The organism is Arthrobacter sp. FX8 (assembly GCF_026723805.1).
GTDB lineage: Bacteria > Actinomycetota > Actinomycetes > Actinomycetales > Micrococcaceae > Arthrobacter.
On the sequence record NZ_CP113505.1, the window covers coordinates 1,991,172 to 2,016,754 of the forward strand.

Here is a 25,583-nt window from a genome sequence, read left to right on the forward strand (position 1 = left end):
ATGCGCGCAACCCGGTAACGCGCTCCATTATATCGGCCTGGTCAGGCGAGGGCGTCCGCAGTCTCGGAGATCCGCAGCGTGGAGCCGTTCCGGCTCTTAATCACTTGCAGCTGGGTCCCGATGCGCTGTTTCATCTCGGCAACATGGCTGACCAGTCCCACCACCCTGCCGCCGTCGCGGAGCCCCTCAATGGCATCCATGACCTGTTCCAAGGACTGTTCGTCCAGGCTTCCGAAGCCCTCATCCACGAACAGGGTCTCGATTTCCACCCCTCCGGCTTCCTGCTGGACGACGTCCGCCAGCCCGAGTGCCAGCGAGAGCGACGCCATGAAGGACTCGCCCCCGGACAGGGTGGAGGTGTCCCGCCGGAAGCCCGTCCACTGGTCCACCACTTCAAGTCCCAGCCCTGATTTTGCGCCACGCGCTGCCTTGGCGTCGGTGTGCTGGAGCAGGTAGCGGCCATCACTCATGGCCACCAGGCGTTCGGACGCGGCGAGGGCCACCTGCTCCAGCCTCGCCGCCAGGACGTAGCTGTTCAGGCTCATCCGGTACGTGTTCTCACCCCGGCCGGCTGCGGCGTCAGCCAGCCCGGCAAGCATCTGTGCCCGCTCCGCCGGTTCCCGGGATGCGCGGACCAGCTCCTGGTAGTCGGCGGCGATCGTTTTCAGGGATTCCAGGCAACGCGAGGCGAGACCGGCGGCAAGATCGGCTTCCCGCCCGTCATTCTGGGCAGTGGCCGCCTCCAGGCGAAGCGCTGCCAGCCGCTCCTCGTCTGCCCGGAAGCCGTCCGCGGCTTCTGCCAGGGCCAGCACAATGTCCTCGGATTCGAACAATCCGGCAACGCGCGCGGCTTCGTCCTGGGCTGCACGGCCGGCGGCTTCCAGGGCTGCCGCTTCGGCGGCGCCAAGGAGCTGGCTGCGGACGTCGTCTGCCGTGGCGAAACCCGCACCCGGCAGGGCCAGTTCCAACTGCTCCTGCGCTTCGGCGGACTGCAGCCGCGCCGCGTCCAGCCGCGTCTGCGCCTCGACGGCCTTGTCCAGGACTGCTGCGGCGTCCTCGAGTGCCCGCAGCCGACGGGTCAAGCTGGGGTGGGGGCCGCGCAGGGCGGCGAGCGCCTTGTCCAGTGCTGCAGCCTGTTCGGCCGCCTCGGCAAGGGACACGGCAGTCCGGGACAGCTCTGCCTCTGTTTCGGACAGCGCGGCACGCGCCTGCCCCAGGCCGGCATCCAGCGCTTCCAGCCGTTGCCGCCTGTCCTGCAGCTCCTCTGCGGCCTTCTCTGCGTCCGCGGCGGCAGCGAGGGCGGCCTCGGCACCGGCGCGTGCCTCTTCAACAGGGGTGGTCCCGCCCTGGCCGGCGAGGACTGCCACGGCCTGCTCCGCTTCTGCAAGGTCAGCGGCAACCAGGGCATGGGCTGCCTCTGCGGCCTCGTATAAGCGGTGGGCTTCCTCTTCATCCTGGGCCAGACCCGGGCCGGTAGTGCCGCCATCCGCGGGGCGGGGATGCTGCCCGCTTCCGCAGACGGGACAGGGCTCGCCGGCAACCAGCTTGGCTGCCAGCTCGGATGCGGCCTTGGCGAGCCTGACCTCCCGCAGGTCCAGCCAATGACGTTTTGCCTCCAGGAGGTCCTCCCGCGAATCGTCATGGCGGATCCTGGCCAGGTCCCTCCGCTGGGCAGCCCGCCCGTGCCGCCGGACGATGTCCAGCAGTTCCGCGGCCGCAGCGGCTTCCTTGCGGCGGAGTGCCGCCTCGATGGAGCGCGCTTCCAGCTGGTCCATACCGTCGGCCAGTACCGCCCGATCGTCCTGCAAATGGGCTGCGCGATTCCCCAGCGTCTCCACGGTGAGCCGGAGCTCTTCCTGCCGGCCAGCCAGGCTCCGGTGCCGCTTCCGCAGGTCCTGGAGCCTGTCCTCGTCCGGCAGCCGGGCCTCGACGACGGCCAGCAGCGAACGCAGCCGGCCCAGTTCGTCCGCTGCCCCGGGGACGGTGCCTCCGGCGGCGGGTGGTTCCGAACCCAATGTTTTGGAGCCCAGTGTTTCGGAGCCCGGTGATTTGGAGCCCAGTGTTTTGGAGCCAAAGGTTTCCAGGCCCAGCCGGGCCAGTTCGCCGTCGTCCGTGGCAGCCATCCGCAGCAACGTCAGGGCAGATTCTGCAGCGGCTTCCGCGTTGTGGACCTTGGCTGCCGCAGCGTCCACGGCCTGCAGCTGCCCCTGGAGGACCTCGGCCTGGCGGTGCCGGGCCAGACGGGAGGAGAGCTCATCGCGATGCGCGGCCCCGTCCTCCACGGACTTCCGCCGGGCGGTGGCCGCCTGGAGTTTCCGGTGCCGCTCATGCCGCGCGGCTTCGCTGTCCACCTCACTTCGGCGGTCCTGGCTGAGCGCCGCCGCGGCTGCGGCGTGCTCCGTGAGTTCCGCCAGCCGGCCGGCAACGGAAGCCTGCAGCCAGTCAAGGCGGCCGGGGACGTCGTCCGTCGGCGGAGCTCCGGCATCAGGAAGCTGGAGCGGAGCGGCCTCGGTTTCGGCACGCGAGGCAAGGAGGCCGAGTTGGCCGGACAGGGCGGCGACGTCCTCCCGGGCGGCGGCAGCCTGACGCGAGAGTTCCTGTTCCAGGGCCTCGAAGCGCTGGGTGCCGAAGAGCTTTTGCAGCAGGTCCAGGCGGTCGGCGGCCTTGGAGCGGAGGAAGGCAGCGAAATCACCCTGCGGCAGCATGACCACCCGGGTGAACTGCTCACGGTCCATGCCCAGCAGCGCCATGATCTCCGCGCCTGCTTCGTCGTTGCGGGCGGACTTTTCCACCCACGCACCATCGATCCGTTCGCGGAGCAGCGTCTTTGCCTGCTGGACCGTGAAGCCATTCTTGCCCCGCGCGCTGGGCTTGTCCCACGCCGGCGAGCGGGTCACTTCGAAGCGGCGGCCCTGCGAGGAGAACTCGCAGGTCACGGAAGGTTCCTGACCAGGTTCCGCGTGGTCGCTGCGCAGCCGCTTGCCGTCCTGCCGGGCACCGGGGACAGATCCGTACAGGGCAAAGCAGATGGCATCCAGCACGCTGGTCTTGCCGGCACCGGTGGGCCCGTTCAGCAGGAACAGGCCATGGGCGCTGAGGCGGTCAAAGTCGATGTCCTCGGTTCCGGCGAAAGGGCCGAACCCGGAGATGCGCAGATGGTGGATCCTCACCGTGACGCCTCCAGCAGCCTGACGTTTTCCAGCGCGGCGGCGAGCGCGTTCTTCTCCGCCGGGTCTGCAGCCCGTCCCCGCACATGCTCCAGGAAACCGCAGCACAGGGCGAGGTCATCCGGTGCGCCCGCGAGCCTGCTGCTGTAGCTGGCCTGGGGGGCGGCAGCCCCGCCCTGCGGATCGAAGGACAGGACCAGGGTGTCCGGGAACCTGGCGCGGAGCCGTTCCATGGCACGGGCGGGACGCTGGGCATCCGTCAGGGTGATCTGGCAGTAGGCGGTCTCAGCCCAGGCGTGGCCCGGGTCCGCCAGGAGATCTTCCAGGGTTCCGCGCAGTACGGCGAGGGACCGCGGGGCCTCCCACAGGACCTCTGCCACGGATGTGACTCCCGCCGGACCGATGTCCACCAGCCAGGCACCCTTCCGGTGGGCGGCCTCGGAGAAGGAATAGGCCAGCGGCGACCCGGAATACCTGACGGAGCCGGACAGCTGTTGACGCCCGTGCAGGTGGCCCAGGGCGGTGTAGCTAAAGCCGTCGAAGAGGTCCAGCGGCACCGCGCCCACTCCGCCGATGCTGAGGTCCCGTTCGCTGTCCGAACTGATGCCGCCGCTGGCGAATGTGTGGGCCAGGATTACGGAGTGGACGGTGGCGGTAGCCGCACGCCGGGCGATGTCCTCCCGGATCAGGCCGGTGGCCGCCCGGGTTACCTCGAAATGGCTTGGCGTTTCAGCCCCCAGCTGTTCGGCGACAAGCCTGGGCTCAAGCCATGGGATGCCGTACAGCGCGAGGACGGCGTCCTTTCCGGCAGCATCCGCGCCCAGCGGCAGCAGGAGCGGGTGGGCGAGGTCCTCCACCCTGGTGCGCAGGTGCACTCCCCCGCGTTCCAGCAGGCGGGAGGCAAAACCCAGGCGGATGGCGGAGTCGTGGTTCCCGCTGGTAAGCACCACTTTTGCACCCGTGGCAGTCAGGCGGACCAATGCGTCATCAAGCAGGTGGACCACGTCCACGCCCGGCAGCGCCCGGTCATAGACGTCGCCGGCGATCAGGACAACGTCCACGCTGTCCCGCTGGACCGCTGCCACCAGCTGGTCAACGAAGGCGCGCTGGGCGTCCAGCATGCCGACGCCGTGGAAGGAACGGCCCAGATGCCAGTCCGAGGTGTGAAGTAACCGCATATCCCTAAGCTATCGGCAACCACTGACACTCAAGGAAAACGCCGCGGCCAGCGGCGGTCAGGACCGTTTTCCTTCGAAAAACTCCTGCGCCTCGTTGACGCCGCCTGCGTCCTGCCGGGCGGCCGCTGCGGGCACAGCCCTGTCCGTGCCGGCACTTTCCATGGCGTCGTCGTCGGCCTCCCCGGCGTCGTCGTCGGCCTCGGCGGCGCCCTCGTCGTCATGGAGGTCCGCGCCGTCCTCAACGGATGCAGCGGACTCAGCCACTCCGGTAATGCGGAACGCCAGCCCCGCGATGGCAGCGCCGGCCAGCGGCGCGACCAGGAAGACCCACAGCTGCTCCACGGCCCAGCCGGAACTGAAGACGGCGGAGGCGACGGCGCGGGCGGGGTTGTACGGCAGGTTCCCCACCGACTGGCCCACCTGCAGCAGGGCCGCAAAGGACAGGCCGACGGCAACCGGCGCCGCGCTGCGGCTGCCGCCGGAGCGGCCGGCGGCAAGGAAGACAGCCACGATGATCGCGGCCCCCAGCAGTTCCAGGAGCACGACGGCGGCGAGCGGGGCCTGAATGATGGAATGCTCGCCGAAGCCCGCGGTCACGGTGTCGAAGGCAGTACGGCTGTCAGGGATGCTGGGAAGGGTGCGGAGGATGCCGAACAGGGCAAGGGCGCCCACCAGGGCTCCCACCACCTGGGCGGCGGCGTATGCGGCGGCGGCGCCGGCACGGATCCGTCCCGCCAGGAGGTGACCCAGGGTAACGGCGGGATTGAAATGGCCGCCGGAGATGTGTCCGAAGGCGAGCATTGCCGCCGTGATGGCCAGGCCGGCGGCAAGGGCCGCCGGCACCGGGCTGGACTGCGGAATGCTGAACAGCGGCACGCCCAGCCCGGCCACGGCCAGGAAGAGGCTGCCGAAGGCCTCGGCCACCAGGCGGGGCATCAGAGCGCTGGGCGCGGTGGCCGGGCCGGGCTGCAGTGCGTCGCGGGCGGGGACAGGGGTGCTCATGATGGGACCTTCGCTTCTTGGGGCCTGGGCTTTGCGTTGCAAGCGGCAGCTGCTGCCGGTTCCGGGGCTTCCACCAGCTTGCAGGGCGGCGCCGGGCAACCCGTGCAGTATTCCAGCCCAGGCTGTGCGTTTGCTGGACACCAGCCGTGCGCAATGGCCGGCGGGACGGATGGGACCAGGCGGCGGGACCGGTTTTCGGACGGTAAATTTACTTCATGAGCATCGACCGCGGAACCCCTGTGCCCACCCTCAAGTCCCGGATCCATGGTGCGCTGCTGGGCGGGGCGCTGGGGGATGCACTGGGGTATGCGGTGGAGGCTGATTCCATCGGCGCCATCCGCCGGCGCTTCGGAGCCCGGGGCCTGACCGGGTTTGACGCTCTGTCCGGTTCCTGGCCTTTTTCCGACGACACGCAGCTGACCCTGTATACCGTGGACGGGCTGGTGGAGGCGTTGGAGTGGGCCAACGACGGGGTGGGTGCGGATGTGAACGCCTGCCTCTGGCTGGCGTACCTGCGCTGGCTGGCCAACCAGGGCGAAGACGCCGGGGCTTCAGCGCCCGCACCCCAGCCCCGCTGGATCGACGGCAACGAGGTGCTGCGGCAGCGCCGGCATCCGGAGCAGGACTGCATCACCGGGCTGGCCTCCGGCGAGATGGGCACGTCGGTCCGCCCCGTCAACCCCGAGGCCAAAGGCGCCGGCACGGTGATGCGTTCGGCGCCGTTCGGGCTTATTCCACATATTGCGCCCGACGCCGTCTACAAGCTCAGTTCCGATGCCGCCTCCCTCACGCACGGGCACCCTTCCGCCCGCCAGAGCGCCGGAATCTTCAGTCTCCTGATCCATAAGCTCGTGTCCGGCGAGGCGCTGCGGGACGCCGCTGCCGCGGTGGCGGCGCACGCGGCCACCCTCCCGGACGTGGCGCCGGAGCTCCCGGAGAGGCTTGAGGCCGCCCTTCGTCTCGCCGACAAGGCAATCGTTGCCCCGGAGGAACTGGTCCACGTGCTTGGCGGGGGCCGGATGGCGGAGGAGGCACTCGCCGTCGCACTGTATGCAGTCCTGGCCACGTTGCCCGCTGACGACGCGGACGCCGGGCCGGGCCGGCATTTCCGGGACGCTGTTGTTCTGGCCGTGAACCATGACGGCCCCAGCAGTACCACGGGCTCGCTGGCAGGGAACATCCTGGGCGCCTTCTATGGGGAAGACTGCCTGCCGGCGCAGTGGCTCGGGGCCCTGGAAGCGCCCGGGGTGGTCCGCGGCATGGCCAATCAGTTGGTGAAGGTCACAACCGGCGAAGGCTGATGTTGTTGCAGGCCTCGCAGACGTCTTCGGGGACCAGCCCGCGGCGCTGCAGGAACCCGAAGATGGCGCACCCCAGGCAGAACCCGGCGAAGGCCTCCAGGGAGGCTGCCACCACCAGGATCCCCAGGAGGGTCCAGGCTGCGGCTGCTGCACCTGCGGCGAACAGGAGCAGCGCCGCGGTGGATACGGCAGCACCTATCCCCTGGGCAAAGCGCTTGGGCGGCCCCGGCACAAGTCTTACCTTTCCCAGCCGCGGAGTGATGACCTTGACTGAGAGCAGCGCCAGGGGTGAAATCCGCGGGCCGAAGAGCAGACGCAGCCAGAACCCGATGGAGATGGCCAGCAGCCCCCACCCGGAGCCCGCCAAGGCGGTGACGACGGCGAGCAGCACCACGAGCGCTGCCGTGACACGGGCGGCGTACTCGTTGACGGGATTGGGAAAAGCGAACAGGGACGCCATATGGCAAGGCTAGGAGCCTGTGGCAGGGCTGCCACGCTGTGTTGCGCCGCATGAAGCGGGCGCGCCTTTGAGTGCCGGCCGCGTCAGGCGCTGACGGCAGTCGCGCGGGCGCCGTCCCAGGTTTCCCCGGGGTCGGCGTGCAGGGCGTCCCCGTTGCCCACCATCTGGAGGAACTCACCCTCGGACAGCACTTCGATGGCTTGTCCCCTCTCATGGAGCTCCAGGACGCGGCGCGCCTTGCCGGTGAGCCTGCCGGAGCGCAGGTCTGAGGCAACGAAGCCATCCCCCACCACCAGCACGGTGGTACGGCCGGTGACCCGGCTTTCCGTCCGGGCACCGCACCTGGCCGAGCGCAGCTTCGCTTCCGGACGGGCAATGGAGAGCTGCCCGGTGAATACCACCGTCTGCGCGTACAACGGATGGCCTGGCTCGGCGTCCAGGTTGGGTTCCGGGTTCAGCCCTTCCTCGGGCCAGCCGGACTGGAACCGGCGCACCAGTGCGGCACCGTTGCCGGACGCAGCAGCCATGGCCGCCACGCTTGGCTTCGACAGGTCGCCCGAGGCGGGATCGAAGGCCTGCTGGTGCGGCATGGCCAGCCCCAGGGAGAGGAAGAGTTCGGCGATGCTGTTGGCACCGTTGCGCGCGGCGATGTCGACGAGGATCCCGGCGCAGGCGCGGGCGTCCTCGGCGGCGTCGTGGTGGTTGACCAGCGGTACGCCCGCTTCCTCGGCGGCGAAGGGAAGCGAGTTGGAGACGAGCGAGTAGCAGCGCCGGGACAGCATGACGGTGCAGACGTAGTCGTAGGCGGGACCGGGCAGGCCCGATACCTCCAGCGCCGAGCGGATCACGCCCAGGTCAAAGGCGGCATTGTGGGCTGCAAGCACGTCGTCGCCGATGAACGCCCCAATCTCCGGGAACAACTCCCCAAAACGGGGCCTTCCGGCAACATCCGCAGCCGTGATGCCGTGGATCCGGACGTTGTGATGGTCAAAGTGGTCATAACCGGCCGGGGGCGCATCAGCCAGGAGGCCTCTGCGACGATTTCCCCGCCCCTTACCTTCGTCAGTCCCACAGAGCACGGGGAGCCGCGGAAGCCGTTGGCCGTTTCGAAGTCGATCGCCGTAAAGTCCAAACCCACGGCCCCTACCTTACCGCCGCAGGCCTCCCAGACCGGTCAAGTACCCTTGAGAGGTGAACTTTCCTGTGATGAATGACCTCGCTGTGTCCATGCTGGTGGGTGCGGGACCGGTCCAGCCAAGAATGGCTTCCTTCCTGCCCGATTGGCTGAACCCCCAGGTCTTCCTGGCCGATCCCGCGCTCGCCCCCTGGGTGGTCCTGCTGGTGTGCGGCATCGTCTTCGCCGAAACCGGGCTGCTGGTGGGGTTCTTCCTCCCCGGAGACTCCATGCTGTTCACCGCCGGCCTGCTGGTGGCCACGGACACCATCAAGTTCAACATCTGGCTTTTGGCCCTCCTGATCGTGGTCTCGGCCATCATCGGCAACCAGACCGGCTACCTCATCGGTTCAAAGGCCGGTCCCGCCATCTTCAACAAGCCAAACTCCAAGCTCTTCAAGCGCGAGAATGTCGAAAATGCGCACGCCTTCTTTGAAAAGCACGGCGGCAAAGCACTGATCCTGGCCCGCTTCGTCCCCATCATCCGGACCTTTGTTCCTGTGATCGTCGGCGTGGCGCAAATGAGCAGGAGGAAATTCTTCCTCTACAACGTCATCGGAGCGGCACTGTGGGGCGGCGGTGTGACGCTGCTCGGTTACCTGCTGGGCGACAAAGTTCCGTGGGTCCGGGACAACCTGGACATCATCTTCATCGCCATTGTGCTGGTCTCGGTGATTCCCATCGGCATCGAGGTCCTGCGCGGCCTGTCCGCCAAGCGCCAGGCACAGGCCTACGGCACGGACGCGGTGGACGAGTTCATCGAGGAACACGAACCGGACGAGGAGCGGAAGACTCCCCGCAACAGCCACCGCGGCCGGCCGGAGTAGCAGCCTTCCCCCGGCCAGACTGCAAAAGCCGGCCAGGCTGCAAAGAAGGTGCGCATCCCGCCGGGATGCGCACCTTCTTTTGTTGGCTGGCCGTTTTGAAGTTGGCTGGCCTGCGGGCAGGCAGGTTCCCTAGCGGGCCGCCTCCAGGGCCGCCACAATGGACGGCAGCAGGGCCCGGAAGGCCTTGCCGCGGTGGCTGATGGCGTTCTTTTCCTCGGCGGACAGTTCGGCACAGCTGCGGTCCTCGCCTGCCGGCTGCAGGACGGGGTCGTAGCCGAACCCGCCGCTCCCCCGGGGTTCGCGCAGCAGGATCCCCTCAAGCTGCCCGTACTCCACCACTTCGCGCCCGGGTCCGCCTCCGTCAGCGGGCACGGCCAGCGCGGCGGCGCACACGAATGCGGCGCCACGGTGTTCGTCCGGGACGTCGGAGAGCTGGTTCAGCAGCAGTTCCAGGTTGGCGGCGTCGTCGCCGTGGCGTCCTGCCCAGCGGGCGGAGAAGATGCCCGGAGCCCCGCCCAGGACGTCCACGGCCAGCCCGGAGTCGTCGGCGATGGCCACCAGGCCGGTGGCGCCGGCGACGGCGCGGGCCTTCAGCAGCGAGTTTTCGGCGAACGTCACGCCGGTTTCGGCAACGTCCGGCGCACCCGCCGCCGCCGCGTCCACCACCTGGGTGTCGACGTCGAGCCCTGGCACCTGCCCGCGCAGCAGCTCACGGAGTTCGCGGAGCTTGCCCTTGTTGTGCGTGGCGAGCACCAGCCGGGGAGCCGGGCTGCTCACAGGGATTCCGCCAGGGTCTCGCGCTGGATGGCAGCGAGCTGGGCGGTTCCCAGCAGGGCCAGGTCAAGGAGCTGGTCAAGTTCCGCCCGGTCGAAGGGAGCGCCCTCGGCCGTGCCCTGCACCTCCACGAACTTGCCGGAGCCGGTCACCACCACGTTCATGTCGGTTTCAGCGCGGACATCCTCGACATAGGGCAGGTCCAGCATGGGAACCCCGTCGATAATGCCCACGGACACCGCCGCGATGGTGTCGATGATGGGCTGGGCGTTCCTGCCGATGAGCTGGTTGTCGCGGGCGAACCGGATGGAGTCCGCCAGTGCCACGTAGGCACCGGTGATGGCCGCCGTGCGGGTGCCGCCGTCGGCCTGCAGGACGTCGCAGTCCAGCACGATAGTGTTCTCGCCCAGGGCCTTGGTGTCGATGATTGAGCGCAGCGAGCGCCCGATCAGGCGCGAGATCTCGTGGGTGCGGCCGCCGATCTTTCCCTTGACGGATTCGCGGTCGGACCTGGTGTTGGTGGCGCGCGGGAGCATGGCGTATTCCGCCGTGACCCAGCCGCGGCCCTCGCCCTTAAGCCAGCGCGGGACGCCTGGGGTCAGCGACGCCGTGCACAGGACCCTGGTGTTGCCGAACTCGATCAGTGCCGATCCCTCAGCCTGATTGGACCATCCGCGGGTGATGCTGATGGGCCGGAGCTGGTCCGGGGCACGGCCGTCGGCGCGCACAATGGGCACTGCAGTTGCTTCAGATGTCATGCCCCTAGCTTATCGAGTGCCGGTGCATGGCTTGTCGGGGTGCCGGCGCGGCTAGATGGTGTAGTGCACGCCCGCTACGGCAACGGCCACGTCCCCGGGGAACACCGGGCGCGCTTCGGCCATGACCGTGGTCTGGGACGTCCATACCGGGATGTGGGTCAGCAGGAGCCGCCGGGCGCCCGCCGCCGCTGCAGCCTCCCCCGCCCGTTTGCCGGTCAAGTGGACATCCTTGATGCCGGCGTCACGGCCCTCTTCGAAGGCTGCCTCGCACAGGAACAGGTCCGCGTCCTTGGCGGCTTCCTCAAGCCCCGCGCAGGAATCCGTGTCGCCGGAATAGGTCAGGACCCGGGACACCGACGTGCCGTCCTTGCCGGGCTCCACCACCTCCACCCGGAGGGCGTAGGCCTCCTCAATGGGGTGGTTGACCGCGAAGGGCGTGACGGTGAAGGGGCCCACGGTCACGGATTCGCGTTCGGTCCAGTTGGTGAAGTCGAACTCCTCATGCATGCCGGGGTCCAGGTCAAGCCCATAGGCCGTGGCCATCCTGTCCGCCGTGGCGGCGGGGCCCCACACGGGAATGCGGCCGCGCCCCCACCCGCCGGGCTTCCAGCGGATGGCAACGTGCAGCCCGCACAGGTCCATGCAGTGGTCCGGGTGCAGGTGGGTGAGGAAGATCGCGTCGATGTCCTCCAGGTCCGTGTAGCGCTGGATGGCCCCCAGCGCGCCGCTGCCAAGGTCCATCACCACCTTCCACGACCGCTCACCGTCAGTGGCGGTCAGGAGGTAGCACGACGCCGGCGAGCCGGGCCCGGGGAACGAGCCCGTGCATCCCACGATGGTCAGCTTCACAGGGCGGGTCCTCCGGAGCGGCGTGCGTCGGCCAGTCCGCCGCCCACGAAGTTGGAGATCCTGGGGCGTTCGCGCGCGCCCTGCGCGGCGGCGATCATCTCAGGGGTGATCCGCGCCAGGCTGCCCGTAGGATACTGGGCGGCCACATGGTCCACGTGGCGGACGGACAGCACCTCGGGGCCCAGGAACCGCCGGGCCAGCGCCTCGAACTGCCCGGCGTCGCCGGTGGCCACGAAGTGGTGCTCGGGCGGGGTGGGGGACGTGCGCTGCAGGTTGTGCGTGGCAAGGGCGCGGTACACGTCCTTGGCCGTTTCCTCGGCGCTGGAGACCAGGGTGACATCCGCGCCCATGACGTAGGAAATTACGCCCGTCAGCAGCGGGTAGTGGGTGCAGCCCAGGACCACGGTGTCCACCCCGGCCGCCTTCAACGGGGCAAGGTACTCTTCCGCGACGGCGAGCAGGGCCGGGCCGGTGGTGATCCCGGCCTCCACGTAGCTGACGAACTCCGGGCAGGCGACGGAGGTGATGTCCAGGTCGGGCGCCGCGGCGAAGGTGTCCTCATACGCGCGCGAGCCCACGGTGGCCGACGTGCCGATCACGCCCACCCTTCCGCTGCGGGTGGCGGCAACGGCGCGCCGCACCGCGGGCTGGATGACTTCGATGACCGGGATGCCGTACTTGGCGGTGTACCGCTCCCGGGCGTCCCGGAGGACAGCGGCCGACGCCGAGTTGCAGGCGATGGTGAGCAGCTTGACGCCGGAGTCCACGAGTTCGTCCATCACGCCCAGGGCGTTGGCCCGCACCTCCGCGATGGGGAGCGGCCCGTACGGCCCGTGCGCGGTGTCCCCCACGTAGAGGATCGACTCGTTGGGAAGCTGGTCAATGATGGAGCGGGCCACGGTGAGGCCGCCGACGCCGGAATCGAAGACGCCGATGGGACGGGTTTCCGGGGCGACGGCGGGGAACCCGCTGTCGGCGTCCGTGGGCTGTGTTTCCGCCGGTGGTTCCATGCTCGGGGCTGTAGTCATGATTATTCGAGGATAGGTGTTCCCGGAAGCGTCAGCCATCATCTTGTGTCCCGCGACTCATGTCTGCTGCGTCACAGCGGACGGCCTCCCCTGGCCGCCGTGGCTCACCGGCGGGATTCCATGGACTGCAGCAGGGCCTGGACCAGGGACTCCTGGAGCCAGGTGGTGAAGTTGTAGACCAGGGCCAGGTAGCTTTCCACGTCCTCGGCCTGGGACCAGTCCTGCATGCGGTGCACATGCTCGGCGTCGGCCTCGTCCCGGATGTCCAGCCGTTCGGCCAGGACCAGGCGCACATCGTTCAGCGCCATGGACCAGTGCTGCGCCCCCTCGGGGGTCAGCACGATCTCGTCCTTGTCCAGGTCCAAAGCCGCGGCGCGCAGGGCCCCGATCTTTGTCTCCCGCAGTGAACGCTCGGTGAGCTGGCGGAACTCAAGGGACGCGTCGCCGTCGTCCTTGACAACGTTGGGCAACAGCCGCTTGACGGCCCGGTCCGTGGGTTCTGCAACCTCCATGTCCAGGCCGATCAGTGCTGCCAGCGGGTCCTGCCCGGTGCGGTCCTCAGGCTGGAGCATGGAAATGACGTCGTCGATCAGGCTGCGCAGCAGGTCCCGTTCAGCCGGTTCCAGGTAGCCGGTGATGCCCTTGAGCCCGTATTTGAATGCCTTAGCCACGTTTTCCCTTACCCTGGCCCGGACCGCCGGACTTGCCTGATTTGCCGCCCGGGCCGCCGCTGGCCTTTTCCACCGTGGCCCAGAGCCCGAAGCCGTGCATGGCCACGGCGTGGCGCTCCACCTGTTCCTTGCTGCCTGAGGCGACGATGGACCGGCCCTTCCGGTGGACTTCCATCATGAGCTTGTTGGCTTTGGTTTCCGAGTAGCCAAAGTAGCTTTGGAACACGTAGCTGACGTAGCTCATGAGATTGACGGGATCGTTCCAGATCACCAGGTTCCAGGGAATGTCCGGCGCGGTCAGGGAGTCGGTGGACTCTGCTGTGCCGGTCCGGATGCCCTCCTGTGTATCAGGGCCGGGCGCAACGCTTATGGTCATCTGTCCATTCTATGGGGAGGGTGGGCCCACGCCGGCGAGGGTCCCGCGGCGAAGCGAAGCGAGACGCGGGAGCCGGTGGGTGGGCCCACACCGGCGAGGGCCCCGCGGCGAAGCGAAGCGAGACGCGGGAGCCGGTGGGTGGGCCCACACCGGCGAGGGCCCCGCGGCGAAGCGAAGCGAGACGCGGGAGCCGGTGGGTGGGCCCACACCGGCGAGGGCCCCGCGGCGAAGCGAAGCGAGACGCGGGAGCCGGTGGGGACTAGAGTGACTTTCGTGAGCACCTCAGCCGGCTGGGACCATCCCCGCACGTCCTTTTACACCGACCATTATGAGCTGACCATGCTGCAGGCGTCGCTGCATTCAGGGGCTGCGCACCGCAGGTCGGTGTTCGAGGCGTTCGCGCGGCGGCTGCCCGACGGCCGGCGCTACGGCATTGTCGCCGGGACCGGACGCCTGCTGGAGGGCATTGCGCAGTTCCGTTTCGGCGACGCTGAACTGGAGTTCCTGGAGCGTACCCGCGTGGTGAACCGGGAGACGCTGGAGTACCTGGCCAACTATAAATTTTCGGGCGACATCTGGGGCTACGCCGAGGGCGACGCATACTTCCCCAACTCCCCCATCCTGATCGTCGAGGCCTCCTTCGCCGAAGCCTGCATTCTGGAGACCTACCTGCTGTCCGTCCTGAACCACGACACCGCCATCGCTTCAGCGGCTTCCCGGATGGTCAGCGCCGCCGGTGGCAGGCCCTGCATCGAGATGGGATCGCGGCGCACCCACGAGGAGGCCGCCACAGCGTCAGCCCGGGCGGCCATCATTGCCGGCTTTGACAGTACTTCCAACCTTGAGGCCGGCATCCGCTACGGCGTGAAGACCGTGGGCACCGCCGCGCACTCGTTCACGCTGTTGCACGACACTGAACGGGAGGCCTTCGAGGCCCAGATTGCCTCGCTGGGCGAGGGGACGTCCCTGCTGGTGGATACGTACGACGTCGAAAAGGCCGTCCGCACGGCCGTTGACCTGGCAGGGCCCCGCCTGGGCGCCGTCCGCCTGGACTCCGGCGACCTGGTGGCCCAGGCGCAGTGGGTCCGGCGGCTGCTGGACGACCTCGGCAACGACCACACCAAGATCGTGGTGACGTCCGACCTGGACGAGTACGCCATCGCTGCCCTGCAGTCGGCGCCCGTGGACTCCTACGGCGTGGGAACGTCGCTGGTGACCGGCTCCGGCGCGCCCACCGCCAGCATGGTCTACAAACTGGTCAGCCGCACCGACGACGACGGCAACTTCGTGTCCGTGGCCAAGGCGGCCAAGAACAAGGCAAGCGTGGGCGGGCGCAAGTACGCGCTGCGCAAGCTGGACGAACGTGGCACCGCCACCGCAGAGGTGGTGGGCGTGGGCCACCGGCCGGAGGACGACGGCAACGACCGTCCGCTGCTGCAGCAGTTCATGAAGAACGGCGAGGTAATCCCGGGCTGGACCGGACACGAGGGCGTGCTGCGGGCCCGGCAGCGCCACGCCGACTCCATGGCCGAGCTGCCGTCCGTGGTCAACCGCCTGCAGCGCGGCGAGGCCGCCATCCCCACTCTCTACGAGGAAAACTAAGGAGCACCAATGTCCCGCGCTTTGATCATCGTGGACGTGCAGAACGATTTCTGCGAGGGCGGATCGCTCCCCGTTCCCGGCGGCGCGGCCGTGGCAGGCGCCATCAGCGAGTACCTGGACGCCCACAACAGCGAATACGACTATGTGGTTGCCACCCAGGACTGGCACGTGGACCCCGGCAGCCACTTCTCGGACACACCCGACTTCAAGGAGAGCTGGCCGCCGCACTGCGTGGCGGGCACCCGCGGAGCGGATCTTCATCCGGACCTGGACACCGAGTACATCGATGCCTACTTCCGGAAGGGGCAGTTCGCCGCCGCCTACTCAGGTTTCGAGGGGCTGCTGGCCCCGGAGGATGCCGTTCCCACCGGGGAACGGAACGCCGGCGGCCTGCCCGCCGCCAGGAAGGCCCTCGAGCCCGATGAGGACGCCATCGGCCTCGATGACTGGCTGCAGAGCCACGACGTGGAGGACGTGGTGGTGGTTGGCATTGCCACCGACTACTGCGTGAAGGCCACCGCGCTTGACGCCGTCCAGGCCGGCTACGGTGTCACGGTGCTGCGGTCGCTGACCGCCGGCATCGCCGAGGACCTGGAAGACGCCGTTGCGGAAATGGAACTCGGCGGGGCGGACATCGCCTGATTCCTGGGAGTGCCGCTACTTGCGGCCCACGAACCAGTCCTGGAGCTTGCGCAGCCGCGACTTCAGCTGCTCCTCGTTGGCCTGCGCCACGGGAGGGCCGCCGCAAACCGTGCGGAGTTTAGTGTGCACCACGCCGTGGGGCGTCCCGGTCCGGGCAGCCCAGGCGGCCACGTTCTTGGCCAGTTCGTTGCGCAGGTCCATCAGCATCCGGTGGTCGGGAACGGCCGGGGCCTGGCTTTCGGCGGCGGCCGGTGCCTTCCGGTTCTTCCGGTTCAGCTGCTCGTGCTGGCGCTGGCGCAGCAGCGTACCCACCTGCTCGGCGTCCAGCAGGCCGGGGATCCCCAGGAAGTCCAGTTCGTCGTCGGACCCTACCTCGCCGCCGGTGCCGAACTCGCCGCCGTCGAACAGGACCCGGTCAAAGGAGGCCTGGGAGTCCAGTGCCTCGAACTTGCCCTTGGTGAGGCTGTCGGAGGCCTTTTCTTCCCGGTTGGCCTCCTCCATCAGTGAGTCTTCGGGGTTGAAAAGCCCGTCGCCGTCCTCTTTTTCGGGGCGGTCCAGGGCGTGGTCGCGCTCCATCTCCATGGAATTGGCCAGTGCCATCAGCTGGGGAACGGACGGCAGGAAGACCGACGCCGTTTCGCCCCTCTTGCGGGCACGCACGAAGCGCCCCACGGCCTGGGCGAAGAACAGCGGCGTGGACGTCGAGGTGGCGTATACGCCGACCGACAGCCGGGGCACGTCAACGCCTTCGGAGACCATGCGCACGGCCACCATCCAGCGCTTTTCGCCGGCGGAGAATTCCTCGATCTTGCTGGAGGCCTTGGCGTCGTCGGACAGGATGACGGTGGGCGACTCGCCGGTGATCTTCTTCAGCTGGCCGGCGTAGGCCCGGGCGTCCTCGTGGTCGGTGGCGATGACCAGGCCGCCGGCGTCCGGGACGGTGCGCCGGACTTCGCTGAGCCTTTTGTCCGCGCCGGCCAGGACCGCTGGGATCCACTCCCCCGCGGGATTGAGCGCGGTCCGCCAGGCGTGGCTGGTGATGTCCTTGGTCACCGCTGCCTCGCCGAGGGACGCCGCCATTTCCTCGCCCGCGCTGGTGCGCCAGCGCATCTGGCCGGAGTAGGCCATGAACATCACGGGCCGGACCACGTGGTCCCGGAGCGCGTTGCCGTAGCCGTAGGTGTAGTCGGCCTTGGAGCGCCGGATCCCGTCCCGGTCCTCGGCGTACTCCACGAACGGGATGGGCGAGGTGTCGGAGCGGAACGGCGTACCGGTCAGCGACAGGCGGCGCACGGCGGGATCGAATGCCTCGCGCAGGCCGTCGCCCCAGGACAGGGCTTCGCCGCCGTGGTGGATCTCGTCCAGGATCACCAGGGTCCGGGCAGCTTCAGTCTTGGCCCGGTGCAGCAGCGGTTTGCTGGCCACCTGGGCATAGGTGACGGCGACGCCGATGAAGCCGCGGCCGTGCTGGCCGTCGGAGTTCTTGAAGTTGGGGTCGATGGCGATCCCCACCTTGGCGGCAGCATCCGCCCACTGGCGCTTCAGGTGGTCCGTGGGCGCAACGATGGTCACCCGGTTAACGGCGCCGGAATCGATGAGCGTGGAGGCGATGCGCAGCGCGAAGGTGGTTTTACCGGCGCCCGGGGTTGCCACCGCAAGGAAGTCGCGGGGACTGTTCTTCAGGTAAAGGTCAAGGGCTTCCTGCTGCCAGGCACGGAGTTTCGGGGCGGTTCCCCAGGCTGCGCGTTCCGGATACGCCGGAGGCAGGGTGGGACCGCCAAAGAGCGTCTCCGTCACTACTTGTTGCTGCCCGAGTCCCCTCCGGGACCCTTGCCGCCGTCATTGCCCGGCCGGAGGCCCTCGTAGACCTCCTTGCACATGGGGCAGACCGGGAACTTCTGCGGATCCCGTCCCGGCGTCCAGACCTTGCCGCACAGGGCGATGACGGGCTCCCCGGTCAGCGCGGACTCCATGATCTTTTCCTTCCGCACATAGTGCGAAAAGCGCTCCCGGTCCCCGGGTTCCACTTCCTGGCGCAGTTCCTCGCGCTCAATGGTGGCCGTGGACGATCCAGCCCCGGAAAGCTCGCGCATCGGGTCGTTGTCGAGAGGGTCCGTCATGCTAGTCATGGCATCCATCTTAGCCGCTCCCCCGGCCCGGCGTTCGACGGCGGCACGCCCGCGCGGAGGCCCCGCACCGGCCGCCGTCGTACTTTTTCATCGCCGGCGGCAACGCGCGTAAGGCGGCTAGAGTCCCTGCCACGAAGGCTTGTTTTCATAGGTGTGGCGGTAGAAATCTGCCAGTTTGAGGCCGGAAGCGGCGGCCTCGTCCAGCAGGACGGTGGCGTGTGGATGGAACTGCAGGACGGATGCGGGGCAAATGGCAGCCACAGGTCCCTCCACGAAGTCGCGGACGGCCCGGGCCTTTTGCGCCCCCGTGGCCACCAGGATCACATGTTTGGCCTCCATGATGGTGCCCAGTCCCTGGGTGATGACATGGTGCGGTACCTCCGCAAGGTTGTTGAAGAACCTGGCGTTGTCGCGGCGGGTCTGTTCGATCAGGCTCTTGATCCTGGTCCGGGAGGCAAAGGAGGAGCCCGGTTCGTTAAAACCGATATGTCCGTCGGTGCCCACGCCCAGCAGCTGCAGGTCCACGCCGCCCGCCGCGGTGATGGCTTGCTCGTAAGCGTCGCAGGCGGCGGGGATGTCGGATGCAGTTCCATCGGGGCCGTGGACGTTCCCGGGCGCAATGTTCACGCGGCTGGTGAATTCCCGCCGGACCACCTCGCGGTAGGACTCGGGGTGGCCCGCGGGCAGGCCCACGTATTCATCCAGGGCAAAGCCGGAGGCGCGGCTGAAGTCCAGGCCCTGTCCATGCCGGGCCGCCAGTTCGTCATAGACAGGCAAGGGAGAGGACCCCGTGGCCAGGCCAAGGACTGCGCCGGGCTTGCGCCTGATCAGTTTCTCTATGGCGTCCGCCGCGAGTTTGGCGATCTGCCGGCTGCCGCCAAGGATCACGATTTCCATGTTGTTCCTTTCCGGGAACTGTCAGCGGTTGACGGTAACCTGCGCCAGGAGCTCCGGCCCCCGCGCCTCGAGCCACTTGCCGCCCAGCCGCATACCGGCCAGGAAAAGGACCATGCCCAAAACGGTCCCCACGGCGAGGGTGAGCCAACCGAACAGGACGTTGCCGGTGACAGCCTGTGCCACCAGCAGCGCTGCCTCGGGCAGGACCAGGACCATCAGGACCAGCATTCCAACGAACTGAACGGCAAGGGTTTGGCCCACGTTGCCCGGTGGCTTCTTGAACGGACTGTCGCCCGGAAGCGGCACGGTCACCGTGTAGCGGGCCGACACCACCGAGGACAGCCCCAGGCCGGTGAAGAGGATCCCCAGGCTGAACCCCAGCTGGCCGGGCAGCGCGGCCCAGTTGCGGGTGAATGCCGCGTAGCCCACCGAGAACACCAGCACCACGGGCAGGGCGAAGGTCAGGCAGGCCAGGGCCCGGCCCAGCCGGTCAGCCACCCCGCGGACCCCGGTGGCCAGGTGCAGCGCAAACGCCGTGTTGTCGTACGAGACGTCCGCGGAGATGGACCAGGCCAGGATGAAGGCCGACACCGGGGCAAGGAAGGCAAGGCTGCCATAGCTGCCGGTCTGGGCCCCCTGGACACCCAGCACCACCGGAAGCAGCGGGATCACCACCAACGATCCCGAATACCGCGGGTCCCGGATCCAGTAGGTGAGCGACCTGGCCATCGCCGCGCCCGCCGGGGTGGCCGGCAGCACGCCGAACAGGCCCAGCCGGCCGCCCTTGCGCTTCCCGGCACCGGCGTACGGCGGGGTGACCAGCGCCCGCTCGAGCAGGAGCTTCCAGCACCAGGCCAGGGCGCCGAGGACCGCCACCGAAACCAGCAGTTTCACCGCCGCCTGCCCGGGCCGGCCTGATGCGATGTCGCCACCGAGGGACCACGGTGCCCCGAGCGGCGTCCAGGACAACGTCCCGGCGAACCCGGGCAGGAATCCGGTGGAAGCGGAGATGCCACGGCCAACCCCTGCCACGATGGGGCCCAGCAGGACAAGCGGCACCATGAAGGCGATGGCGCTGATGTCCTTGAAGCGCCGCGAGGCAGCCAGGCTTGCCGTGGCGGTGGTGACCACCTTGGCCAGCACCACGCAGGTCATGACACCCAGGCATGCGCCAAGGAGGGCGGCAAGCGCGGGGAGCACGCCGCGGGACCAGGTCACCACCGTGGACAGGGCCACGAGCGTGGTGGCCAACCCCGGGATGCCGATCAGTCCGCCAAGGGCGAGGCCGGTGAGCATCTGCTTCATGGGAATGGCAAAGGTGGTGAAGCGCGCCGGATCGAGCGTCATGTCCGTGGCGGATGCCACCACCGGAATGATGCCCCAGCCAAGCACGGCGGCGGAGCCGCCAAGGACGATTGTGGTGTGCGCGGCGGCGGGGCCGGCGTTGCGCAGGAGGACAAGGGCGATGATCAGTGTTGCCACAACCCCCAGCGCGTAGAGCCCCGCAATGGCCATGCCCACCAGCTGCCAGGGGCTGCGGCGCAGTCCGTTGCGCAGCAGCGTGAGCTTGAGCCTCAGAAGGTGCGCAACCATTCCAGCCCTTCCGTGTGGCTGTGGCCTCCGACCAACTGCACGAAACGGTCCTCCAGCGAGGCGCCGGCCCGCACCTCGTCCACGGTTCCTGCGGCCAGCAGCCTGCCCCGGGCCACCACGGCGACGTGGTCGCACATGCGCTGGACCAGGTCCATCACATGGCTGGAGACGATGACCGTTCCACCGGAGGCGACGTACCGGTCCAGGATGGACCGGATGTTCGCCGCCGACACCGGGTCAACGGCTTCGAAGGGCTCGTCCAGGACCAGCAGCCTCGGGGCGTGGATCAAGGCCGAGGCCAGGGCGATCTTCTTTGTCATGCCGGCGGAATAGTCCACCACCAGCGTCCCGGCGTCCTGGGCCAGGTCCATTGCCGCCAGCAGCTCCCCTACCCGGGCGGCCACCACGGCTTTGTCCATGCCGCGCAGCAGCCCGGCGTACGTGATCAGCTGCTCCCCGGTGAGCCGGTCGAAGAGCCGGACGCCGTCGGGCAGGATCCCCATCAGCCGCTTGGCTTCCAGCGGGTGCCGCCACACATCCACCCCGTGCACCACCGCCGTGCCGAAATCGGGACGCAGGAGGCCGGTGGCCATGGACAGCGTGGTGGTCTTGCCCGCACCGTTGGGCCCCACGATCCCGAAAAACGAACCCGCCGGGACCTCCAGGCTGATGCCGTCCACCGCGATCTTCCCGCCGAACCTTTTGGCCAGCCCGCGGATGGACAGGGCCGCCACGGGCCCCGTATTCGGCGCCGGGGACGGTATCGGAGCAGTCATGCTGCCAGCCTAGTCCGCGGACCGGGGCTTCGGGGGTGCGAAACTAGCCCCATGGGTATTGCGTTGGGCCTGCTGGTGATCGTTGCTGTGGTGTGCGCCGGCAGCGCCGTGGGCCGCAGGTTCAATATCCCGGTTCCGCTGCTGCTGGTCCTGGCCGGGGTGGCGGGATCGTTCCTGCCATTCATTCCGCCCGTCGAGCTGAACCCCGAACTGGTGTTGGTCGGCCTGCTGCCGCCGCTGCTGTACGCGGCCGCGTTCCGCACGTCGCTGTTCGACTTCAAGAGCAACCGCCGCTCCATCGGATTGCTGTCCGTTGGCTACGTCATCTTCGGCACCGTGGGAGTCGGGTTGGTGGTGTGGTGGCTGTTCCCGGAAATCCCGCTGGCCGCAGCCATTGCGCTTGGCGCGGTGGTGGCGCCGCCTGACGCGGTGGCGGCTACGGCCATTGCACGGAAGGTGGGGATGCCCCGCCGGATCGTGAACATCCTGGAAGGCGAGTCACTGGTCAACGACGCCACGGCACTGGTGTGCCTGCGTGCTGCGGTGGCGGCCATCGCGGGCTCCGTCTCCGCCCTGGATGTGGCGGGTGGATTTGTGGTGGCGGCCGGCGGCGGCCTGGCGGTGGGACTGGCCGCAGCGTACCTCCTCACCGAAGTCAGGAAGCGGATCAGCAACGTTGCCATCAACACCTCAACATCTCTGATGGCACCCTTCGTTGCGTTCCTCCCCGCCGAGGCGATCCACGCGTCCGGGGTGCTCGCCGTCGTCGTAACCGGCCTGGTGATGGGCACCAAGGCGCCGTCCATGCCCAACGGCGCCGCGCGGCAAAGCGCCCGGAGCAACTGGGACACCGTCCAGTTCCTGCTGGAGAACGCCGTGTTCCTCCTGATCGGCCTGCAGGTGCGGAGCATCATCGACAGCGTCCAGGACGATTCGCTGGGTGCCGGCCGGGTGTGGCTTGGCTGTGCCGTGATCCTGCTGGCGGTGCTGGTGCTGCGGCCCGTCTGGGTTTTTCCGGCCACGTACCTGCCCCGGCTGATCCCTTCCGTGCAGCGGAAAGACCCCGCGCCGCCCTGGCAGTTCCCGGCCATTGTGTCCTGGGCAGGCATGCGCGGCGTGGTTACCCTTGCCGCCGTCCTGACGCTGCCGGACGACCTGGAGCACCGCAACGTACTGGTCCTGGCGGCCATGGTGGTGGTGGCAGGCACCCTGGTGCTGCAGGGATTCACGCTGCCGGCCCTGGTCCGGGTCCTGGGGCTGCCGGGACCGGACAGGCGCGAGGACGCGCTGAACCAGGCCGCGCTGATGCAGCTGGCCACCGCGGCGGGAATGGAGCGGCTGGAGCAGCTGCGGCGCGAGAACGACCCGCCCGAGGTCATGGATATGCTCCGGCGCCGGACCCAGGAGCGGGGACTCGCGGCCTGGGAGCGCCTGGGCAGGCCGGCCGCGGAGTCGGCCACCCCCAGCCAGCGTTACGCCCAATTGCGGATGGCCATGCTGGAGGCTGAGCGGGACAAGGTGCTGGAGCTTCGGCGTGGCGGGGACTTCGCGCATGAAGTCCTCAGTGAGGTCCTGGAACGGCTGGATGTGGAGGAGTCCATGCTTGATGCCTCCCTCAACGAACCCGACGCCGCCACAGAGGGCGGCGGCGAAGGACTTGCCCAGCCGGGCGGCGTGTGCGACCACCTGACCGCCGCCATGCCGTCGCCGGTTCCGGCGAACCCCACCTGTGCCGGGTGCGAACGGGAAGGGACCACACCGGTACACCTGCGAATGTGCCTGGCCTGCGGAAACATTGGCTGCTGCGATTCCTCGGCGGGACGGCACGCCAGCCGCCATTTCAAGGAAGCCGGCCACCCGGTCATGCGCAGCATTGAACCCGGTGAGGACTGGCGCTGGTGCTACGTGGATGACCTGCTCGGCTGAAGCAGGCCGGGTACTTAGTTCGGGGGCACTTTCCGGATCCTGATCGGACCCCTGGCCGTACCCGGATCAACGACGGAACCGCCTTGGGTGATGTGGACCTGCCCTGCGTCCACCAGGCGGCGTGCGGCGGCCCGGGCGGGTTCCATGAGCCGGCGCCAGTCATCTCCGCCCACGGCCCTGGCAGCATCAGAGGGGCAGATGGTGGCCGTGTCCGCACGGGATGCCAACAGTTCCAGGATCTTCGCTTCCAGCTGCCGGTCAACCTTGGTTTGCGGCCCCGTTCCGCCAGGATGCGCCATGCCGGACGCCACGGTCAGAAGGCACGCCGCGGGATGGCCCGCTCGTACTGGGGCGGCCAGGCAATGTCGTAACCCAGTTCGAAGGCGGCCCGCAGCCACCAGTGGGGTCGCGCAGCGCCGCGCGCGCAATGAAGACGCCGTCGGCCTGGCCGGTGGCAACGGCGTGCTCCGCCTGCCCGGGCGTGGTCACCAGCCCCACCGTGCCGGTGGCGACTCCTGCCTCCTCGCGGATGGCTGCGGAGAATCCGGTTTGATAGCCCAGGCCCGGCTTGATCTGCTGGTGCGCCACGGCCCCGCCGCTGGAGACATCCACCAGGTCCACGCCGCGGGCGGCCGCCTCGCGGGCCAGCCGCACCGACGCCGCCTGGTCCACGCCGCCCGGCGCCCAGTCTGTGGCAGAGATCCGGAGCAGCAGGGGCATGGAATCGGGAATGACAGCGCGGACGGCGTCCACCACGGCCAGCATGAGCCGGTTCCGACCGGTTTCGTCCCCGCCCCAGTCGTCGTCACGCTGGTTGATCAGCGGGCTCTGGAACTGGTGCAGGAGGTAGCCGTGCGCCCCGTGGATCTCCATCGTGTCAAAGCCGGCGTCCACCGCACGCACGGCGGCAGCGGCAAAATCGGCAATGACGCCGTGGATCTGTTCCACGGTCATGGCGGCAGGCGCCGCATAGCCCTCGAATGCGGTGGTGGACGGGCCCACGGTGTCCCAGCCGCCGTCGGACGCCGGAACGCTCCCGTGCTTGCCCGAAAACGGCCAGTACGTTGACGCCTTGCGGCCGGCGTGGGCCAGCTGCACGCCGATCCTGGTGCCGGCGGTACCGTGCCGGTGGACAAAGGAGATAATCCGCTGCCAGGCCGCCGCCTGGTCGTCGTTGTAGAGGCCGGCGTCGCGGGGACTGATCCGGCCGGCGGCGTTTACTGCCGCGGCCTCCGTGAGGATCATCGCGGCGCCGCCCGTGGCAAACCCGCCAAGGTGCACCAGGTGCCAGTCGTTCGGAACGCCCGGGGCGTCGTCGGGATCGCAGCTGTACTGGCACATGGGCGATACCCAGCCACGGTGCTGCAGCTCCATGGACCGCAGCGTCAGCGGCTGGAACAGGGCCGGCACTAGAACAGCACCCGGGCAAGCGCCTGCCGCGACTTTGCTACCCGCTCATCACCCGCGCCCACGATGTCGAACAGCTCCAGCAGCCGTACCCGTGCGGTCTCCCGCTCCGGGCCGAAGTTCCTGCCGATGAACGCCACCAGCCGGTTCAGTGCATCCTCGACGTGGCCGCCGGCCACGTCGAGGTCCGCCACGCCGAGCTGTGCCGCCAGGTTGTCCGGCTCATCCGCGGCCTGCGCACGCAGCGCCTCGCTGTCCTGGGCCGACAACGACTGCAGCCGGTCCATCAGTTCCACCTGCGCCAGGCCGGCCTTGGCCTCATGGTCGGCCGGCATCTCCTTGAGCGCCTGGCGGTAGGCCGCAGCTGCGGCGGCGTAGTCGCCGGCCTCAATGGCGTCAAAGGCGGCCTGGTGCAGCGGCGGCAGCGGCGCGGGCTCCTGTTCCCCGCCCGCTTCCCCGCCAAGGCTTCCGGTGACCCCGTTCGCTGCAGCCACCTTGAGGAGTTCGTCGAAGAGGCTGCGCACCTGCTCTTCTTCCGCGCTGCCCTGGAAGAGCGGCACCGGCTGCCCCTTCAAGACGGCGACGGCGGTGGGAACGGCCTGCACCTGGAAGGCCTGGGCCAGCTGCGGGAAGGCCTCGATGTCTGCTGCGCCAAGGACCAGGCGTCCACCGTACGAGGCAACCACGCGCTCAAGGGTCTCGAGCATCCTGCCGGATTCGGGCGAGTACGGGGCCCACAGGGCGAACACCACGGGGACCTGGGCGGACAGTTCCACCAGCTGCTGGAAGTTTGCCTCGGTGACGTTGACCTTGAGTTCGGGGCCGCCGGCGGGTGCGTCCGGCTGGTCGCCCCGGGGCGCTGTTGCAGGGCCGGACGGGGCGGCAGGCCCGGACGGGGCGGCCGGGCGCTTCAGCGAGGAAAGGTCGACGGCGCCGCGCAGGTTAACCGGGTTGGCAGCGGCAGGAGGGACTGGGCGGGAAGCTGGCGAACTCATGTTTCCCACTCTAGCCACTCCGGCCGCTGCCGGTGGTAATACAGCCAGGCC

Annotated in this window: 22 protein-coding genes and 2 pseudogenes; 5 read left to right on the forward strand and 19 right to left on the reverse strand. The window is 68.8% G+C overall.

What is annotated here, in order from left to right:
* Nucleotides 1–41: 41 nt before the first annotated feature.
* The 3 genes from OUO20_RS09110 to OUO20_RS09120 are packed head-to-tail and all read right to left on the reverse strand — an operon-like array spanning nt 42 to nt 5,347.
* Nucleotides 42–3,170, reverse strand: a complete 3,129-nt coding sequence (locus OUO20_RS09110) for an AAA family ATPase (protein WP_268003260.1) — start codon at nt 3,168–3,170, stop codon at nt 42–44.
* A complete protein-coding gene (locus OUO20_RS09115; protein WP_056387959.1) occupies nt 3,167–4,345 on the reverse strand; it encodes an exonuclease SbcCD subunit D in 1,179 nt (392 codons plus the stop codon). The genes OUO20_RS09110 and OUO20_RS09115 overlap by 4 nt, the downstream gene beginning before the upstream one ends.
* 57 nt (nt 4,346–4,402) lie before the next feature.
* Nucleotides 4,403–5,347 carry an aquaporin gene (locus OUO20_RS09120; protein ID WP_268003261.1) on the reverse strand — a complete coding sequence of 315 codons (945 nt, stop codon included), beginning with the start codon at nt 5,345–5,347 and terminating at the stop codon, nt 4,403–4,405.
* 215 nt (nt 5,348–5,562) lie between these two features.
* Between OUO20_RS09120 and OUO20_RS09125 the strand changes: the two genes are divergently transcribed.
* On the forward strand, nt 5,563–6,648 hold the full coding sequence (locus tag OUO20_RS09125) for an ADP-ribosylglycohydrolase family protein (protein ID WP_056387963.1): 1,086 nt from the start codon (nt 5,563–5,565) through the stop codon (nt 6,646–6,648).
* On the opposite strand, the gene OUO20_RS09130 is transcribed toward OUO20_RS09125, so the two are convergent.
* The gene (locus OUO20_RS09130) at nt 6,629–7,108 is read right to left on the reverse strand and encodes a DUF4395 domain-containing protein (RefSeq protein ID WP_056387964.1); all 480 of its coding nucleotides are present in this window, start codon (nt 7,106–7,108) and stop codon (nt 6,629–6,631) included. The genes OUO20_RS09125 and OUO20_RS09130 overlap by 20 nt on opposite strands.
* 83 nt (nt 7,109–7,191) lie before the next feature.
* A pseudogene (locus tag OUO20_RS09135) lies at nt 7,192–8,246 on the reverse strand (exonuclease domain-containing protein).
* A 68-nt stretch (nt 8,247–8,314) separates the two neighbouring features.
* Between OUO20_RS09135 and OUO20_RS09140 the strand changes: the two are divergent.
* Complete coding sequence (locus tag OUO20_RS09140; protein WP_043424767.1) at nt 8,315–9,109, forward strand: DedA family protein; 795 nt, start codon at nt 8,315–8,317, stop codon at nt 9,107–9,109.
* 129 nt (nt 9,110–9,238) lie between these two features.
* On the opposite strand, the gene rdgB is transcribed toward OUO20_RS09140, so the two are convergent.
* The 6 genes from rdgB to clpS all read right to left on the reverse strand — a co-directional run bounded on the left by rdgB (nt 9,239) and on the right by clpS (nt 13,565).
* The gene (gene rdgB / locus OUO20_RS09145) at nt 9,239–9,886 is read right to left on the reverse strand and encodes an RdgB/HAM1 family non-canonical purine NTP pyrophosphatase (protein WP_268003262.1); all 648 of its coding nucleotides are present in this window, start codon (nt 9,884–9,886) and stop codon (nt 9,239–9,241) included.
* Complete coding sequence (gene rph, locus OUO20_RS09150; protein WP_026265632.1) at nt 9,883–10,641, reverse strand: ribonuclease PH; 759 nt, start codon at nt 10,639–10,641, stop codon at nt 9,883–9,885. The genes rdgB and rph overlap by 4 nt, the downstream gene beginning before the upstream one ends.
* A gap of 51 nt (nt 10,642–10,692) precedes the next feature.
* Nucleotides 10,693–11,490 (reverse strand): MBL fold metallo-hydrolase, encoded by a 798-nt coding sequence (locus OUO20_RS09155; protein ID WP_018768377.1) that lies wholly within the window; start codon nt 11,488–11,490, stop codon nt 10,693–10,695.
* On the reverse strand, nt 11,487–12,500 hold the full coding sequence (gene murI / locus OUO20_RS09160; protein WP_018768378.1) for a glutamate racemase: 1,014 nt from the start codon (nt 12,498–12,500) through the stop codon (nt 11,487–11,489). Before murI ends, OUO20_RS09155 begins: the two co-directional genes overlap by 4 nt.
* A gap of 122 nt (nt 12,501–12,622) precedes the next feature.
* Nucleotides 12,623–13,189, reverse strand: a complete 567-nt coding sequence (locus tag OUO20_RS09165; protein WP_056387968.1) for a DUF2017 domain-containing protein — start codon at nt 13,187–13,189, stop codon at nt 12,623–12,625.
* Nucleotides 13,182–13,565 (reverse strand): ATP-dependent Clp protease adapter ClpS, encoded by a 384-nt coding sequence (clpS, locus tag OUO20_RS09170; RefSeq protein ID WP_018768380.1) that lies wholly within the window; start codon nt 13,563–13,565, stop codon nt 13,182–13,184. Before clpS ends, OUO20_RS09165 begins: the two co-directional genes overlap by 8 nt.
* Before the next feature lie 273 nt (nt 13,566–13,838).
* On the opposite strand from clpS, the gene OUO20_RS09175 reads away from it, so the two are divergent.
* On the forward strand, nt 13,839–15,167 hold the full coding sequence (locus OUO20_RS09175) for a nicotinate phosphoribosyltransferase (protein WP_056387970.1): 1,329 nt from the start codon (nt 13,839–13,841) through the stop codon (nt 15,165–15,167).
* Nucleotides 15,168–15,176: 9 nt separating this feature from the next.
* Nucleotides 15,177–15,809, forward strand: a complete 633-nt coding sequence (locus OUO20_RS09180; RefSeq protein WP_268003263.1) for an isochorismatase family protein — start codon at nt 15,177–15,179, stop codon at nt 15,807–15,809.
* A gap of 15 nt (nt 15,810–15,824) precedes the next feature.
* Here the strand turns inward: OUO20_RS09180 and OUO20_RS09185 are convergent, their stop codons facing one another.
* The 5 genes from OUO20_RS09185 to OUO20_RS09205 all read right to left on the reverse strand — a co-directional run bounded on the left by OUO20_RS09185 (nt 15,825) and on the right by OUO20_RS09205 (nt 21,204).
* Nucleotides 15,825–17,606, reverse strand: coding sequence for a DEAD/DEAH box helicase (locus OUO20_RS09185; protein ID WP_018768383.1), 1,782 nt, complete (start codon nt 17,604–17,606; stop codon nt 15,825–15,827).
* Complete coding sequence (locus OUO20_RS09190; RefSeq protein ID WP_026265633.1) at nt 17,606–17,947, reverse strand: DUF3039 domain-containing protein; 342 nt, start codon at nt 17,945–17,947, stop codon at nt 17,606–17,608. The genes OUO20_RS09185 and OUO20_RS09190 overlap by 1 nt, the downstream gene beginning before the upstream one ends.
* A gap of 108 nt (nt 17,948–18,055) precedes the next feature.
* On the reverse strand, nt 18,056–18,835 hold the full coding sequence (gene nagB / locus OUO20_RS09195) for a glucosamine-6-phosphate deaminase (RefSeq protein ID WP_056387972.1): 780 nt from the start codon (nt 18,833–18,835) through the stop codon (nt 18,056–18,058).
* A 21-nt stretch (nt 18,836–18,856) separates the two neighbouring features.
* On the reverse strand, nt 18,857–20,428 hold the full coding sequence (locus OUO20_RS09200) for a transporter (RefSeq protein WP_268003265.1): 1,572 nt from the start codon (nt 20,426–20,428) through the stop codon (nt 18,857–18,859).
* Entirely contained in the window at nt 20,410–21,204 is a 795-nt protein-coding gene (locus tag OUO20_RS09205) for an ABC transporter ATP-binding protein (RefSeq protein ID WP_026265634.1), read from the reverse strand. Before OUO20_RS09205 ends, OUO20_RS09200 begins: the two co-directional genes overlap by 19 nt.
* Nucleotides 21,205–21,255: 51 nt before the next feature.
* Here OUO20_RS09205 and OUO20_RS09210 point away from each other — a divergent pair, with 51 nt between their 5' ends.
* Complete coding sequence (locus OUO20_RS09210) at nt 21,256–23,130, forward strand: Na+/H+ antiporter (RefSeq protein WP_026265635.1); 1,875 nt, start codon at nt 21,256–21,258, stop codon at nt 23,128–23,130.
* Between the two features lie 14 nt (nt 23,131–23,144).
* On the opposite strand, the gene OUO20_RS09215 is transcribed toward OUO20_RS09210, so the two are convergent.
* From OUO20_RS09215 to OUO20_RS09225, 3 genes and pseudogenes are all read right to left on the reverse strand, one after another.
* Nucleotides 23,145–23,429 carry a DUF3253 domain-containing protein gene (locus OUO20_RS09215; RefSeq protein ID WP_018768389.1) on the reverse strand — a complete coding sequence of 95 codons (285 nt, stop codon included), beginning with the start codon at nt 23,427–23,429 and terminating at the stop codon, nt 23,145–23,147.
* A 14-nt stretch (nt 23,430–23,443) separates the two neighbouring features.
* Nucleotides 23,444–24,540: pseudogene (locus OUO20_RS09220) on the reverse strand (NADH:flavin oxidoreductase/NADH oxidase).
* The gene (locus tag OUO20_RS09225; protein ID WP_134163851.1) at nt 24,540–25,532 is read right to left on the reverse strand and encodes a tetratricopeptide repeat protein; all 993 of its coding nucleotides are present in this window, start codon (nt 25,530–25,532) and stop codon (nt 24,540–24,542) included. The pseudogene OUO20_RS09220 and the gene OUO20_RS09225 overlap by 1 nt, the downstream one beginning before the upstream one ends.
* Nucleotides 25,533–25,583: the final 51 nt, after the last annotated feature.